13 protein-coding genes and 1 pseudogene are annotated in these 13,614 nt (G+C 49.5%); 8 read left to right on the top strand and 6 right to left on the bottom strand.

Translation table 11 applies throughout. The features are described 5' to 3' along the window. Positions 1-2 precede the first annotated feature (2 nt). On the top strand, positions 3-599 hold the full coding sequence (locus ACZZZI_RS18735; RefSeq protein WP_463490646.1) for an NAD(P)H-dependent oxidoreductase: 597 nt from the start codon (positions 3-5) through the stop codon (positions 597-599). On the opposite strand, the gene ACZZZI_RS18730 is transcribed toward ACZZZI_RS18735, so the two are convergent. Beyond that, positions 596-1,132: a universal stress protein gene (locus ACZZZI_RS18730; RefSeq protein ID WP_463490644.1), complete on the bottom strand. Its 537-nt coding sequence runs from the start codon at positions 1,130-1,132 to the stop codon at positions 596-598. The two genes, ACZZZI_RS18735 and ACZZZI_RS18730, sit on opposite strands and share 4 nt — an antisense overlap. A 306-nt stretch (positions 1,133-1,438) precedes the next feature. Between ACZZZI_RS18730 and ACZZZI_RS18725 the strand changes: the two genes are divergently transcribed. From ACZZZI_RS18725 to ACZZZI_RS18710, 4 genes are all read left to right on the top strand, one after another. After that, positions 1,439-1,837, top strand: coding sequence for an Hsp20/alpha crystallin family protein (locus ACZZZI_RS18725; protein ID WP_463490642.1), 399 nt, complete (start codon positions 1,439-1,441; stop codon positions 1,835-1,837). Positions 1,838-1,928: 91 nt separating this feature from the next. Continuing rightward, the gene (locus tag ACZZZI_RS18720) at positions 1,929-2,513 is read left to right on the top strand and encodes an RNA polymerase sigma factor (protein ID WP_463490640.1); all 585 of its coding nucleotides are present in this window, start codon (positions 1,929-1,931) and stop codon (positions 2,511-2,513) included. A gap of 125 nt (positions 2,514-2,638) precedes the next feature. Continuing rightward, on the top strand, positions 2,639-2,941 hold the full coding sequence (locus tag ACZZZI_RS18715; protein ID WP_463490638.1) for a BON domain-containing protein: 303 nt from the start codon (positions 2,639-2,641) through the stop codon (positions 2,939-2,941). Then, complete coding sequence (locus ACZZZI_RS18710) at positions 2,911-3,306, top strand: BON domain-containing protein (RefSeq protein ID WP_463490636.1); 396 nt, start codon at positions 2,911-2,913, stop codon at positions 3,304-3,306. Before ACZZZI_RS18715 ends, ACZZZI_RS18710 begins: the two co-directional genes overlap by 31 nt. Positions 3,307-3,393: 87 nt before the next feature. On the opposite strand, the gene ACZZZI_RS18705 is transcribed toward ACZZZI_RS18710, so the two are convergent. The 3 genes from ACZZZI_RS18705 to ACZZZI_RS18695 all read right to left on the bottom strand — a co-directional run bounded on the left by ACZZZI_RS18705 (position 3,394) and on the right by ACZZZI_RS18695 (position 7,183). Then, the gene (locus tag ACZZZI_RS18705) at positions 3,394-4,452 is read right to left on the bottom strand and encodes a response regulator (RefSeq protein ID WP_463490634.1); all 1,059 of its coding nucleotides are present in this window, start codon (positions 4,450-4,452) and stop codon (positions 3,394-3,396) included. Positions 4,453-4,454: 2 nt separating this feature from the next. Continuing rightward, the gene (locus ACZZZI_RS18700; protein WP_463490632.1) at positions 4,455-6,101 is read right to left on the bottom strand and encodes a sensor histidine kinase; all 1,647 of its coding nucleotides are present in this window, start codon (positions 6,099-6,101) and stop codon (positions 4,455-4,457) included. Positions 6,102-6,322: 221 nt separating this feature from the next. Beyond that, positions 6,323-7,183 carry a universal stress protein gene (locus ACZZZI_RS18695; protein ID WP_463490630.1) on the bottom strand — a complete coding sequence of 287 codons (861 nt, stop codon included), beginning with the start codon at positions 7,181-7,183 and terminating at the stop codon, positions 6,323-6,325. Between the two features lie 171 nt (positions 7,184-7,354). Between ACZZZI_RS18695 and ACZZZI_RS18690 the strand changes: the two genes are divergently transcribed. Further along, positions 7,355-8,266 (top strand): universal stress protein, encoded by a 912-nt coding sequence (locus ACZZZI_RS18690; protein WP_463490628.1) that lies wholly within the window; start codon positions 7,355-7,357, stop codon positions 8,264-8,266. 84 nt (positions 8,267-8,350) lie between these two features. Here ACZZZI_RS18690 and ACZZZI_RS18685 read toward each other — a convergent pair whose 3' ends face one another. Then, positions 8,351-9,376, bottom strand: coding sequence for a glycoside hydrolase family 130 protein (locus ACZZZI_RS18685; protein ID WP_463490626.1), 1,026 nt, complete (start codon positions 9,374-9,376; stop codon positions 8,351-8,353). Positions 9,377-9,585: 209 nt separating this feature from the next. On the opposite strand from ACZZZI_RS18685, the gene ACZZZI_RS18680 reads away from it, so the two are divergent. Then, a complete protein-coding gene (locus tag ACZZZI_RS18680; protein WP_463490624.1) occupies positions 9,586-10,506 on the top strand; it encodes a universal stress protein in 921 nt (306 codons plus the stop codon). Continuing rightward, positions 10,496-10,990 (top strand): hypothetical protein, encoded by a 495-nt coding sequence (locus tag ACZZZI_RS18675; RefSeq protein ID WP_463490622.1) that lies wholly within the window; start codon positions 10,496-10,498, stop codon positions 10,988-10,990. The genes ACZZZI_RS18680 and ACZZZI_RS18675 overlap by 11 nt, the downstream gene beginning before the upstream one ends. Before the next feature lie 181 nt (positions 10,991-11,171). Here ACZZZI_RS18675 and ACZZZI_RS18670 read toward each other — a convergent pair. Further along, positions 11,172-13,501 (bottom strand): annotated as a pseudogene (locus ACZZZI_RS18670) (phosphoketolase family protein). Between the last annotated feature and the right edge of the window lie 113 nt (positions 13,502-13,614).

Raw genomic sequence — 13,614 nt, 5'->3', positions numbered from 1 at the left:
CAATGAAAAAAGTACTCCTAATCAATACCCACTTAACCTATCCCAATTGGTCAGAAGGTTTGCTAAATGATGCATTCTACAAAAAGGCAAAAGATTTTTTTGTCACTAATAACTTTGAGGTAATGGAAACCAAAGTAGAAGACGGCTATAATCCAGATGAAGAAGTGGAAAAACACGTTCAAGCCGATATCATTATCCTTCAAACACCTATCAATTGGTTTGGGGCTCCATGGATTTACAAAAAATATGTGGACGAAGTTTTCAATAGTGGATTGCACAGTGCAAAATTTCTAACGGGCGACGGTAGGACAAGAGAGGATGTGACCAAACAGTACGGAACAGGAGGAAAACTGCAGGGCAAGAAATTTATGGTATGCAGTACCTGGAATGCTCCAAAGGCAAGCTTCGACAATCCACAACAGTTACTTTTTGAAGGCAGAAGTACAGCGGATGTTTTAATACAGATTACCAGCAATTACCGATTCTGTGGCGTTGAAATTGTTTCAGACTACAACTGTTTTGATATTTTTAAAGATGGTGATATTTTAGGGGCTTTAGAAAATTATCCCGCTCACTTAAAGAAGGTATTTAATCTCTAAAACTCAGCCAAAACTAACTCGATCAGCCTTGGCAGCTCATTTTCGAAATTCTGCAGGTCTGTCGCATAGATGATGCGTTTGATTGGGTGATACTTATATTGGCTCGGCACAACGATCACCGGAATACTTGAGGTGTGCAGCAGCCGGCTGGTATGGGTGCCGAAGATTTCCTTGATCCAGCCGGCACCCCGTGTAGCGATCAGCAGGTAATCAAACTTTTGCTCCGCTACGTAGTCACTGATCGAACCGACGACATCGGTTGAGTTCAAAATAACGGATTTAAACTTGATGGGTACAACACCCACCGATCGGCAGATCGCAGAGACAAACTTGCTGAGCTCAGCGGTAAGCTGCGCCATGCTCTTTTTCAAAAACCTATCATATGCCTCAGTCGTCCAGCTAAAAGGCTTGGGAATGTGGTTTACCTGAACCACACTCAGGCTGCAGCCCCTGAGCTTGGCAAGGCGCAGGGCCATGCGCACCGCGGATTTCGAGTTGTTTGATTGGTCGGTGGTCACCATTATTTTTTTCATCGTTTTGTAGCCGGGGTCTTGGCAAAAGCCCGGTTTGGGCGCTTTCCGGCTTGGCCCAAATTGCAAAACATCAGCATTGCCCGCTATGACCGTGATCACCGCTCAGACTGATGCTCATTGGCAATGGCCGTTCAAAGGGAAGGCCTCAAAAGCCCGTCCAGTCAAGACGGACCTCTTGGCTTGACCCAAGGGCTCCAAGCCGGGCCCGACAGGCGTGAGCAAGCTCATCGGCGCCAATGACCGGGGTCAATACCGGCGGTTCTCAAACAGGATAACTTTGGGAAAGAAAATTAAACAGATTTGATAATGGAAAATTTAAAAACAAAGGAGGTGAGCTCAATGGTCGAGGACTTTTGGGATCCGGAATTCTTCGATGAGCCCGGGGAAATGAAAAAACCCGTCAATGTCATCGAAAGGGACAGTAAGATCAAACTGGAAATCCTCGCACCGGGGTTTCGTAAAAAGGATTTCTCGATAAATATCGAGGATGGCGTGCTCAATATTCTGGCCGAACATGACGGAAAGGACGAAGAGGGGTATCTCAGGAGGGAGTTTTCCCGATCATCTTTTTGCGGTGCCTTCTCGCTGCCTGAAAATGTCTCACCCGATGATATCAGCGCCAAGTACCGTGATGGCATTCTTTCACTCACCCTGCGCAAATCAGGTAAGCTCACGCCGATCAAAAAGCATGTAAAAATATCCTGAACAACGCCGCTGCAATACCCTTGCGGCCATCCGAAACCTTCCGGCCGTTGGCCGCTTAGTTTGGAAGGTCGCTTAAAGGAGTTCTGCCGGCATGACGCCAAACGTTAAAACACTTATTCAAAAGTTCTCATTGCCCATGGATAACACGACGGATTTATTTGATAAAAGGAAGTCTTTTGAGGCAGCACTGCTTCCGGAGATCGATCCCCTGAATAAAATGGCAAGACACTTTGTCCACGAAACGCAGGAAATAGAGGATCTGGTGCAGGATACCCTGCTAAAGGCGCTCCGTTTCTATGAAAAGTTCAGCCTGGACACCGACATTCGCAAATGGTTATACACCATCATGCGAAATACCTTTATCAACCAGGCAAGGCGGAACGGTAAAAGACGCGATCATGAGCTCCTGCTGTCCTCCTCGCACAGAGAGATCTCCTCTATCAGCCCGGTCTTTGGAAAGTTTATCCTGGATGATGTAAACCGCGTGATTTCAGACCTTCCCGTAAAGGTGAGCGAGGCAGTGAACATGTTCAATGTCGGATATAAATACCATGAGATTTCCAAGGCCACCTCGCAGCCCATCGGAACGGTGAAGACACGGATCCGTGCCGCCAGGCTGGCGCTGGCCGAAAGGTTTAACCTTCCTGCTTCATCTAATGCAAAAGGTACTCCATAAGGCTTTGCCCCAGGTCTCAACAGTAATGATAATCATGCCGGGCACTGACCGCCATTCTTTGGGCGCACAAAGAAATTCACGCTATTTGATGAATTGAAACAGTAAACATATTTAATTCAGAAATCATGAAAACAGACAACCAGATCCAAAAGGATGTTTTGGATGAACTCAAATGGGAACCATTGTTGAACGCAGCGGAGATTGGCGTAGCGGTAAAGGAGGGCATTGTTACCCTCTCGGGTGAAGTGGACAGTTATTCCAAAAAATTGGCTGCAGAGCATGCAGCAAAACGCATCTCAGGTGTCAGGGCCATAGCTGAGGACATCCAGGTCGGCCTGGCGCCAGTCTATCGCAAAACAGACGCCGAAATCGCAGCTGCTGTGGTAAATGCCCTAAAGTGGAACACCGCGGTCCAACAGGAAAGATAAAGATCAAAGTGGAGGACGGCGTGGTACGCCTGGAAGGACAGGTGGACTGGGCCTTTCAGAAAAATGGTGCGGGGAAGGCCCTGGAGCACCTGTTGGGGGTTAAGTCGGTGATCAACCTCATTACCCTAAAGCCCCGGGCAACCTCCTCGGAGATCAGCCGTCAGATCACCTCGGCCTTCACCCGCAATGCCATCCTTGATGCGGCAAACCTTAAGATATCGATCGATGGTGACAAGGTTACCCTGAAGGGAACGGTAAATTCTTTTGCAGAAAAAGAGCAGGCTGAGCATGCCGCATGGTCCGCGCCGGGGGTGATGCAGGTCGAAAGCCACCTGCAGGTTGAGCAACCGGAATTTTCTTTTTAGCACATCCCCAAAGAATAGCCCAAAAACAATCAAACCAGGTTTCCTGCATGCGCAGGCCTGGTTTTTTAAACCTTGCAGACTGCGCAATCAGTTGTGCATCTTTCTGAGCCTGCCCAGGTCCTCAATGTGGATAACACTCTCCGTGATGGAAATCACCCGCTCGTCCCTGAATTCCCCCAGCATCCGGATCATGGACTCCTTGGCCACGCCCGCCATGGCAGCCAGGTTCTCGCGCGTGAGGTCGATTTGAAAGGTTTCCTGTTGGGAGGGGTTGTATTTTTCATGGATGGATACCAGTGTGTCGGCAACTTTTTTGCGCAGGGAATTGTATGCGGTCGCCAGTAAATGGTCCTCTTTCTCGTTCAGGTTCCTGGCCAGCAGCGAAATGAACTTTTTCATCACCTGGGGATTACTGCCCATGAGCGATTCAAACTCCCCCTTGGGAATCACCGCAACCACCGTATCTTCCAACGCCTCTGCAGATTCCCGGTAGTTTCGGCCCTCGAGCAATGGAAGATAACCAAAGAAGTCCCCCTGGTTGTAGAGTCCGATAATGAGTTCCTTCCCGTCGGCATTTCGTTTGAAGGCCTTGACCTTACCTTTTATCAGGTAGAAAAGCTTTGATGGAAGGTTGCCCTCGGTATATATGATCTGCTTTTTTTTATAGTGGTTTTCCGTGCGGCTTTCCCGGAGCATGTCCAGATAGTCTTTGCCGCCATCGAGGCTGATCAAGCTGTTCATGCCGCTGATTCCGGAAATGACTTCATCTCTCAGGGCCGCGGCCTTACGAAGTCTGCCCTCAATGGCATTGATTACGTCGGTTCCGTCAAAGGGCTTTATAATATAGTCATCGGCGCCCATTTCCATGCCCTTTCTCACCTCCATCCGCTCAGATTTCGCCGTCAGGAAGATAAAAGGGATGTTTGCCGTAATCGGATTTTTCTGCAGCATCAGCAATACCCCATAACCATCCAATACAGGCATCATGATATCGCACAGCACAAGATCCGGCCGTGTCTTTAGGGCCATTTCCACACCCTGTTTGCCGTTTTCCGTCTCATACACCTCATAGCTGGCAAGCCTGAGCAGCTCGGCAAGGTTTTCCCTGATCTCCCTGTTGTCCTCAATGACTAAAATTTTCTTCATGGTCATCCTGATTTGGTTTTGAATGTTAAAATAAACTCACTGCCCGCCCCCAAAACACTCTTGAAAGAGATGTCGCCGTTCATTAGCCCCGTATACCTCGATACGATGTGCAGCCCCAGACCGGTGCCCTGAATGTTGGAGACGTTGCCGCCTCGGAAAAAACGTTCAAAGAGATGCGCCTGGTCGGCCATTGAAATGCCCATTCCCTTGTCCCTCACCACAATGCGCAGCTGATCTTCCTCCGCTGCGCTCAAGACCTCAATCAGCCCGTCTTCGGGCGAAAACTTGATGGCATTGGAAAGCAGGTTGACCATGATATGCTTGAGCATCACCCGGTCAAGATACGCGCGGGATGGGCCGCTATGGCTGAGGGAAATGTACTGTCCCTTGCCCTTAAGGCTCTCCAGCTCTATGACGACCTCACTCAGGCACTCCGCCAAATCAAAGTTGCTGTTATGGGTTACCGCCTTGTTTTCCTCGATCTTTTCAAGTGATAAAAAGTCGTTGAGTATGTCAGTCAATGATTGTACCATGGTGGCGATCCTGTTTACATGGTGTTGCCGCTTTTCCTGTTCCTGCGTGGTAGTGTATTTTGAAATGATATAGGCCGAGGAGAGAATGGTGCTCAAAGGTGTTCTGAATTCATGTGAGGCCATCGAGACAAACCTGGACTTGAACTCATTTGCTTCCCTTTCCTTTTTCAGGCTTTGCAGAATTTCTTCCTCAGCCTTCTTGCGTTCTGAAATGTTCATTGCGATGCCCAGGTAGCCCTCGATCTCTCCTGTTGCTGCAGTATGCATGGCCGTAAGGGTGAGCGATGCGGGAAACTGTGTTCCGTTTTTTCTCAAGTGCAGGATTTCCTGTTCATTGGGCATGCCCATATCGGCCCGGATCTTCAGTGCCTCAAAGTCCCCGCTCACGGGTTTGTTGAGCAATACTGACAAAGCCCCGGCCTTTTGCATCAGCACCTCTGCAGGATGGAGGAACGAGGGGGTAAACTTGTCTATGATCTCTTCCGCCGAATAGCCCAATTCCCTTTCAGCAGCAGGATTAAACATCTTTATAAGACCACTCGCATCGGTAACATAAAGGATTACCTCGGCGTGCCCCCATATACTGCGCAAGAAATTGTTCGCCCGGTTGAGTTCATTGTCCTTATGCTCCGTCTCGGTAATCAGCTCAGCAAGCTGCTTGACCGTACTGGTCAGCGAACGTGTACGATTAAGCACCTTTTCTTCCAGTTCCTGGTTTAAAAGCTTCAGCTCCAGTTCCGCCTGCTTCCTTGCCGAGATGTCGCTGATAAAACCAATGACAAATTTGCCATGGCCGGTCCTGTAACTGCTTAAACTCACCTCAACCGGAAATTCCGTACCATCTTTACGCAGACCGAAGAGATCAAGTCCCAGTCCCATCGGCCGGCTGCGGGGCTGCTCCGCATAGCCATGGACATGTGACTTGTGCTTGCTGTTGAATCTGGCGGGAATCAGGGTTTCAATGGCCCTGCCTCCGAGTTCACCGGGCTGATAGCCAAATTGATTTTCCAGGAAAGGATTGGTAATGACAATATTACCCTTTTCGTCGGCAACGATGATGCCCATGGAGGCATTATCAAATAAAGGATCGAAGCCAATTCCGGTGGTCTTGTTCATCGCGCATTTTGGAGACATATTAGCCTGTTTGATAAAGGTACACATTTTTGCCTGGATTATTCCTTATAGTTGTTTTGTGGCTTTCGCGGGTATATCTCGCAGCTATATTACCCAAAATCATAAAGGGTTTCCCGCAAGGACACATAAAAAAGGGTTTTTTAAATATGCGCCCTTATTTTCCCGTTTGCGATGACCGGGATCACTTTCAAATGTGATCACCATCACCCGCAAGCTGGTGCCCAGCCTCCGGGAAGGACGAGTATCGAGCCCAAATGCGTTTTCAACAGTTCATGGCAGTGCGAAGCGCTGAAGAGTTCATGAAGTAATCCATGGTCACGATTTACGATGACCAGCAGACGGGCAGCGGATCGGGTGGAATCCCCCTCGATCGCCTGTGAAACCGAATGACCTTCCAGTACCCTGAAGCCGATCCCGCCAAGTTCATCCGTTGCGCTCAGGGCATTCGAGAAAGCTGCAATATGATCTTCTTCATTAAAGTCGGCGACCAGCGCCGTCCTTGCCATAACATAGCGTACCGAGATGCCGGCATGGAAAACCTTGGCCATTCCCTGAAGCGCTTTTAAAAGCAATAAATCATTTTTATCGAGATTTGAGGCAAAGGTTATCTTGCAACAGTCTATTTGCAAACCACTGTTGGGGACGATGAGCAGCGGACAATTGCTGTTGCGCAGGGCAATATGAACATGATTGCCGAAAAGAAAACTGCTCTTATGCCCCTTATGCATGCCCATCACCACCAGGATGATTTCACCACTTTGCTGGATGTCGTAGAGCACCTCAGATAGGGGAGCCAAGGTGTTAATGGTACGGATGTTGATTCGGGCCTTTTTGGGCGGCATAATAGCGCTGAGCCTTTTTTTCTCCTTTTCCAGCCGTGCGTCTGCTTTTTTCTCTATCCCTTTATAGTCCATCAAGGGCGGATCAAAGAAGATTACCTGAGGCCAATGATAACTGTGCAGGAGCAGGATTTCCGCATGGAAATGTAGGGCCATATCGAGTGCGCTCAGGGCGGCATTTTTGGCCGCCTTCGAAAAATCCGTCATTACCAGAATCTTTTTCATCTTACTAAGCTAAATCCACGCCATTTCTAAATTGCTGATAATGGTCAGTTCTATGGGAAACATTCATCATTTCCGGAGCGAGGAGTGCAGGATCATCCCTCAGGATGATCCTCCTCATCGGGACATGTTATCGGTTTTGCCAGATTTACCCCTCATATATCCCAATTCAAAATGAGAACATTATTGGTCGCCACAGATTTTTCACCTGCAGCTGATGCCGCTGCGAAGTATGCACTTCAGATGGCCTGTCACTGTAAGTTGAATTTGATCCTTGTTCATGTATATTCTCCGGTTGTCCCCATGATCGCCGAGGGAACGGTACTGGACCAGGGCCGGATCTATGACCTGGCCGACAAGAGCTCCCTTGACAGATTAACGGCACTCTCAAATGAACTCACTCTTGCCGCGAGCCGTTTCCTGGGTCCGGATTTTCAACCTGATATCCGGCTAAGCCCGATGATAGGCATTCCGTCAGCGGCCATAAAATCCCTTTTGGAGAACAGTACTGTCGACATAGTGGTCATGGGCATCAAGCCCGGGGAACGGTTTTCGGGGATCTTGCCCGGCAGCACCATTCGCAGCCTGGTGAGATCGTCCAAGGTACCCATTTTGCTCATTCCACAGACTTTTCCCGCTCTGCGTCCACGGCAGATCGCTTTTGCATCCAATTTCACTGATGGTGATGCACAAGTCATCACCGTGCTGGCCCGGATTGCCCGGGATTTTGGCTCCGGACTGCTGATCTTTCACAACCTTCGCGCGAGTGAAAAAGGCAGGGGCTTTATGGCCAGGGAAAAGCAATTTCTGGATAACATCGCCTCAAGCGTAGACTATCCAAAAATATTTTACCAGCGCAGGTACAAGCACACCCTTACGGAAGCAGTAGCGGTACTGGAAAGAAACAACGATATGGACCTGCTGGCCATCAAACATCATGCACATCATCCAATAGGGGAGTTCTTCGGAACAGACCGTGTACTGCGCATGATCTCCGGGACCCGGATTCCTTTATTTGTCTTTCCTTATGGATTTGCCACCTCTGCACCGGACATGCCATTTACCACCGGACAACACGCTGATTAGATGGAAGACCGGTTGACCGCTCCTATGGCGATCAACATCGTTTGCGCTGAAATCAATATACCCTATTGCGGGATCATCAGATTCTCACCTGCTCCGGTATTTCAATAGCTCCATGCACAACGCTTCCAATTCCACTGAGGCGAAGGCGATACAGTAATCGGCGGCTCCGTAATAAATGTACAATCGCTTGCCGAACAGCGCAGCCCCGGAAGGAAAGCAGACATCATTCACTTTGCCCTCGCGCTCCCAGGATTCTGTTGGGGAAAATAAGGGGTAAGGAAGACGTGAGATCTCCACTTCCGGCCGCTCGAGTTCCAAAAGGGCTGCACAGGCATTGTAACAATACCCATCCGGGGTATCGCATACGCCATGGTAAATCACCAGCCAACCCCACCTGGTTTCAATCGGCGGACAGCCGCCCCCGAGGTAACTGACCTCATGCGGAAATTTCGGTCGCAAAAGAATATGGGATCCGAAGCTGCGCAGGTATGCCTTCCAGTATTGATCATCGAGCTCTTTCAGCTGATTTACCCAGGCGAGTTGAATGTCCGGTTTGACCCGATGTAGAAAACATAATTTTTCATTGATTCTTCTTGGGAAAAATACCAGGTCCTTATCCCAGACCCACAGTGGTCTGTTGCCCTTTTTAAGGATCTTGTCGTGCGCATAACGGGCATACTTCCCGTTCAGCACGCCTGATGTTCCGGCAAGGGTCGCGAAGTCGGGAAAGAGGATTTTGGGCACCAAAATCCCGTAGCGCTCAAAAGTGCCCAGATCAACTGAGGTACAGACCGAGCCCAGTGCGTTCATCCCGTCATAGGCGGTGTAGCTCAATAAGTAGTGCCCGTCGATCCTGACCAATCTGGGATCTTCAATGCCCATCCGTTCCGCCGCTCCGGCAGGTTTTAAAACAGGCACGCTCTCCCGCCAGGCGAGCCGCAGTGGCCCTTTGAACCGGCAAAGGCCGATACTGGAAATTCCCTGGGGACTTACCGCCCTGTAGAGCATTAGTAATTGCCCGCCTTCACGGAGCACCGCCGGGTTCAGCACGGCTATGGATTCAAAGGATTCATCACCTGGCCTCAACAGAACCCCATGCTTTTTGACCATGATCATGATTGTTGGTATCCCCTCATTTTCCCTCGTTTTAGCTTAGCAAAAATCAGCCTATGATCATCTTTGGTCAATGTCTCAGGTTATCATTTCCACTGACGCCCGTCATCTTCAAGGGATACCCTTTTGATTATTTTTGATGCGTAAGGGCTTTTGGGAGGGGAAACCGGAAGTCTTTCAAAAAACAAACCCATAAAGATAAAAAAATGAAAAAGATCCTTGTTCCGACAGATTTTTCCGTGCCTGCAGAAAATGCGGCAAACTATGCCATCGCTATTGCAAAAACCTTAGACGCCCGCGTCACCCTGGTAAATGCATTTACTTATCCGGTGCCGGTAGCTGAAAGCGGGCTATGGCCCGTGATTGACAATGAGGACATCAAAACCAGTCTTTCCGGCGAACTTGATGCGGTAATGAAACGATTGCTTGATGAATCCTGTCCCGATGGTGCCACCTCACCATGTCCTGTAGTAGACTATCAGTGTGCCGAGGGACCGGTGCTGTCGGTGATCAACCGGATTTCCGATGAAATGGATGTTGATCTGCTGGTTATGGGACTTTCCGGAGCCGGAGGATTGGTAAACTTTATTCTGGGAAGCAACGCTATGGGTATCACCGATAAGGGGGATCGTCCGACACTCCTGGTGCCTTATGGTGCAGATTTTCATGGCATTAAAAAAATAGTCTTTGCCGGAGCGCTTTCTTCGCTGGATATCAAGCCTTTGGAGTATATATGCCGACTGGCATCCTGGTTCAAAGCTGAAGTCAGCGTGCTCCATGTAATAGATATGCGCGATGATCTCAATACCGGGATTCAGTCCATAGGAGAGGATTTTGTTGATCAGATCCGGATATTGACCGGTTATAACAAGCTGCGTTATGAGCCGGTATGGAACAAGAATGTTGATCAGGGACTGGAGTGGATTGCCGAACAGCCGGATATCGACATGGTGGCCATGCGCCACCAAAAGCACCACCTGCTGGATAAGCTTTTTGCAGGGTCAAGGACCAAGCGGTTTGCCAGGTATACCACCATTCCGCTGCTGGTATTCCCGCCGAAATACATCGAAAAAGCAAACATACATAAAAACACCAATACCATGGAGAGCAAAAGCAATGAAAACTAGATACTTATACCTGAGTCTATTCGGGGTGTCATTGTTATTGATGTGCAGGCAGCCCTCCAATAAAAAGGATGCCGAAACGCTGATGAATATCGCCTCCACCAAAAGCTGCTATCTGGCTGTGGACGGCAGTGATTCCGCATTCCTGATGATCAATAACTATACTCAGCGTGCCGTGACAGGTAACCTAATCATCCGATACGCCGACCATCGAAAAAACACCGGCAAGTTTACGGGGAGTTTCTCGGGGGACACTCTTTTTGTCCAGTACAGGTTCCAATCAGATAAGAATGCGAAGACGGTGTTCACCAACCCCCTCGCTTTTTTAAAGTCCGGCGATTCGCTTATCTTGGGAACCGGTAAAATCATAAAAAACCTGGGACGCGTGTATCTGGATGAAAAGCAAGGCTTAGACTTTGAAAAAGGCAGGTTTAGGTTCTATACCATTGACTGCAAAGAGCGCCTGTTAAATCTGTCTGCAAAATGATAGCTGCTGCCCGCTATGCTTGATGCAAGAGGGATTTTGATCTCGTCATTTAAGCTGTCGGTATGCTTCTGTGGATAATCAGTTGTTAAAAAGGGAGCAGCCAAGACCGTTGGATCTTGCTGTTCATCTGTCCACCTTTAAACGGATAGAAAGGGTTATTCCCTCATCTATCCGCTTTTTGTTAATATTCTATAAATTCATCCCAGATCCAATCTGAAATCTCGGGCATATCCTTTCCATAGCAATGCACATAATGTTTGTGCTCCAGGAGTTTGTCCTGCAGCTGCTGTTTCAGGTAGTCACCCCGGGTACCCAGGTTGCCCAGGAGGTCGATGACCGCTATCACCAGGTGAAACCGGTCAATCCTGTTCTGAACCCTGAGGTCAAATGAGGTGGTAATCGTGCCCTCCTCGATATAGCCCCTTACGTGAAGGTTTCTGTTTGCCCTTTTATAGGTGAGCTGATGGATCAACCAGGGGTATCCATGGAAATTGAACAGGACAGGTTTTTCACGGGTAAAGATGGAATCATAATCCTCATCGCTCAGCCCATGAGGATGGGTTTGGATGGATTGCATTTTCATCAGATCGACCACATTGACCACGCGCACCCGAACCTGGGGCAGCTCTTTTTTGAGGATATCCACCGCGGCCAGCATTTCCAGTGTTACCGTATCCCCACAACTTGCCATGACGATGTCAGGTTCGCCATCCCGGTCATTGCCCGCCCATGGCCATATTCCAATGCCCTGGCTACAGTGCGAAGATGCCGCCTCAATATCCAGCCATTGCGGCAAGGGATGCTTTCCCGCAACCACCACATTTACATAGTTCCTGCTACGCAAACAATGGTCCATCACCGATAACAGGCAGTTGGCGTCAGGAGGCAGGTAGACCCGCACCACATCCGCTTTCTTACTGATCACATGATCAAGAAAGCCCGGATCCTGATGGGTAAAGCCATTATGGTCCTGCTGCCAGACGTGTGAGGCCAGAAGGTAATTTAGGGAGGCAATATCAGCCCGCCAGCTCAGTTCGTTGCAGACCTTCAGCCACTTGGCATGTTGACTGAACATGGAGTCTATAATCCTGATGAAAGCCTCATAGCTGTTGAAAATTCCATGCCTTCCGGTCAACAGATAGCCCTCCAGCCAGCCCTGGCACTGATGCTCACTGAGCTGCCCGTCCATGATGCGTCCTGCCGGGGATAGGAATTCATCACCCGGGATCATCTCCGCGGTCCATTGCCTTTCGCTGGCCTGGAAGACAGCACCCAAAAGATTCGACATCGTCTCATCCGGGCCAAAAAGCCTGAAGTTATCTGTATTGAGCAACATCACCCCGGCCAGGAAACGACCCAAGATCATGGTGGCCTGCGCCATGGATGCACCTGCACGGCCGGTGTTAAAGGCAAAATTTCGGTAGTCAGGCAGTCTGAGCGTTTTCAGAAGCAGCCCGCCATTGGTATGGGGATTGCTGCCCATCCTGGCATTTCCCTTAGGTGAAAGCGCGGCAAGGGAAGCATGGAGACGTCCGCTAGCATCGAAAAGTTCCTCAGGATGATAACTCTTCAGCCACTCTTCGAGAAGTTTCACATTTTCGGGATGCTGGCCGTCAACCGCAACGGGCAACTGATGGGCCCTGAAGGTGCCCTCGATTTTTTTGCCCCCGATCTCTTTGGGACCGGTCCAGCCTTTTGGGGAGCGAAGGACGATCATCGGCCATTTCGGCCTTGCAAGATTGCCCTCCAGTCTGGCGCCCGCCTGGATGGTTTTGATCTCTGAAATGACCCCTTCCATGACCATTGCCATTTTCCGGTGCATCTCACCGGGATCAGAGCCTTCTACAAAGTATGGCTTCCACCCGCAGCCGAGAAAGAACTGTTCGAGTTCCTCATGGGGGATGCGGGCAAAGATGGTTGGGTTGCTGATCTTGTATCCGTTTAGGTGAAGTATAGGAAGTACTGCGCCGTCTCTTTGTGGGTTCAGGAACTTATTGGAATGCCAGGCCGTGGCCAATGGCCCCGTCTCGGCCTCGCCATCACCCACCACGCAGGCCGCGATGAGATCCGGGTTGTCAAAAACCGCCCCGAATGCGTGGCTCAGGGAGTAGCCAAGTTCGCCGCCCTCATGCATGGATCCGGGAGTTTCCGGTGCCACATGACTGGATATTCCTCCTGGGAAGGAGAACTGCGTAAAAAGCTTTTTCATTCCCTGCTCATCCTCGCTGATATCCGGGTAGGTCTCGCTGTAGCTACCCTCCAGATAGGTATTGGCCACAAGTGCAGGTCCCCCGTGGCCGGGTCCGGAGATGTAAAGCATGTTCAGATCAAATTTTTTGATCACCCTGTTCAGGTGCACATATATGAAGTTCTGCCCCGGGATGTTCCCCAGTGGCCTACAACAATTGGCTTAACGTGTGAAATCGCCAAAGGCTCCCGGAGTAAGGGGTTGTCATAAAGGTATATCTGGCCAACAGAAAGATAGTTTGCTGCTCTCCAATAGGCGTCCATTTTTTTCAATTGCACTTCACTGAGCACAAAAGGCTGCAAGGGTGTCTGTATTTCCATTTTGAATTCTTTTTATCTTTGATTAATTATCATCTTTTGCTTCCTTTTCCGGCCTT

This window comes from Pedobacter sp. AC190 (assembly GCF_979258025.1).
This window is presented reverse-complemented; position numbering and strand designations above follow the sequence as displayed.

Excerpts from the sequence above, each read along its gene's own strand:
- ACZZZI_RS18720 (WP_463490640.1), top strand. The coding sequence starts at position 1,929 with ATGACGCCAAACGTTAAAACACTTATTCAAAAGTTCTCATTGCCCATG.
- ACZZZI_RS18700 (WP_463490632.1), bottom strand. The coding sequence starts at position 6,101 with ATGAACAAGACCACCGGAATTGGCTTCGATCCTTTATTTGATAATGCC.
- ACZZZI_RS18705 (WP_463490634.1), bottom strand. The coding sequence starts at position 4,452 with ATGAAGAAAATTTTAGTCATTGAGGACAACAGGGAGATCAGGGAAAAC.
- ACZZZI_RS18685 (WP_463490626.1), bottom strand. The coding sequence starts at position 9,376 with ATGGTCAAAAAGCATGGGGTTCTGTTGAGGCCAGGTGATGAATCCTTT.
- ACZZZI_RS18680 (WP_463490624.1), top strand. The coding sequence starts at position 9,586 with ATGAAAAAGATCCTTGTTCCGACAGATTTTTCCGTGCCTGCAGAAAAT.
- ACZZZI_RS18690 (WP_463490628.1), top strand. The coding sequence starts at position 7,355 with ATGAGAACATTATTGGTCGCCACAGATTTTTCACCTGCAGCTGATGCC.
- ACZZZI_RS18675 (WP_463490622.1), top strand. The coding sequence starts at position 10,496 with ATGAAAACTAGATACTTATACCTGAGTCTATTCGGGGTGTCATTGTTA.
- ACZZZI_RS18715 (WP_463490638.1), top strand. The coding sequence starts at position 2,639 with ATGAAAACAGACAACCAGATCCAAAAGGATGTTTTGGATGAACTCAAA.
- ACZZZI_RS18725 (WP_463490642.1), top strand. The coding sequence starts at position 1,439 with ATGGAAAATTTAAAAACAAAGGAGGTGAGCTCAATGGTCGAGGACTTT.
- ACZZZI_RS18735 (WP_463490646.1), top strand. The coding sequence starts at position 3 with ATGAAAAAAGTACTCCTAATCAATACCCACTTAACCTATCCCAATTGG.
- ACZZZI_RS18695 (WP_463490630.1), bottom strand. The coding sequence starts at position 7,183 with ATGAAAAAGATTCTGGTAATGACGGATTTTTCGAAGGCGGCCAAAAAT.
- ACZZZI_RS18730 (WP_463490644.1), bottom strand. The coding sequence starts at position 1,132 with ATGAAAAAAATAATGGTGACCACCGACCAATCAAACAACTCGAAATCC.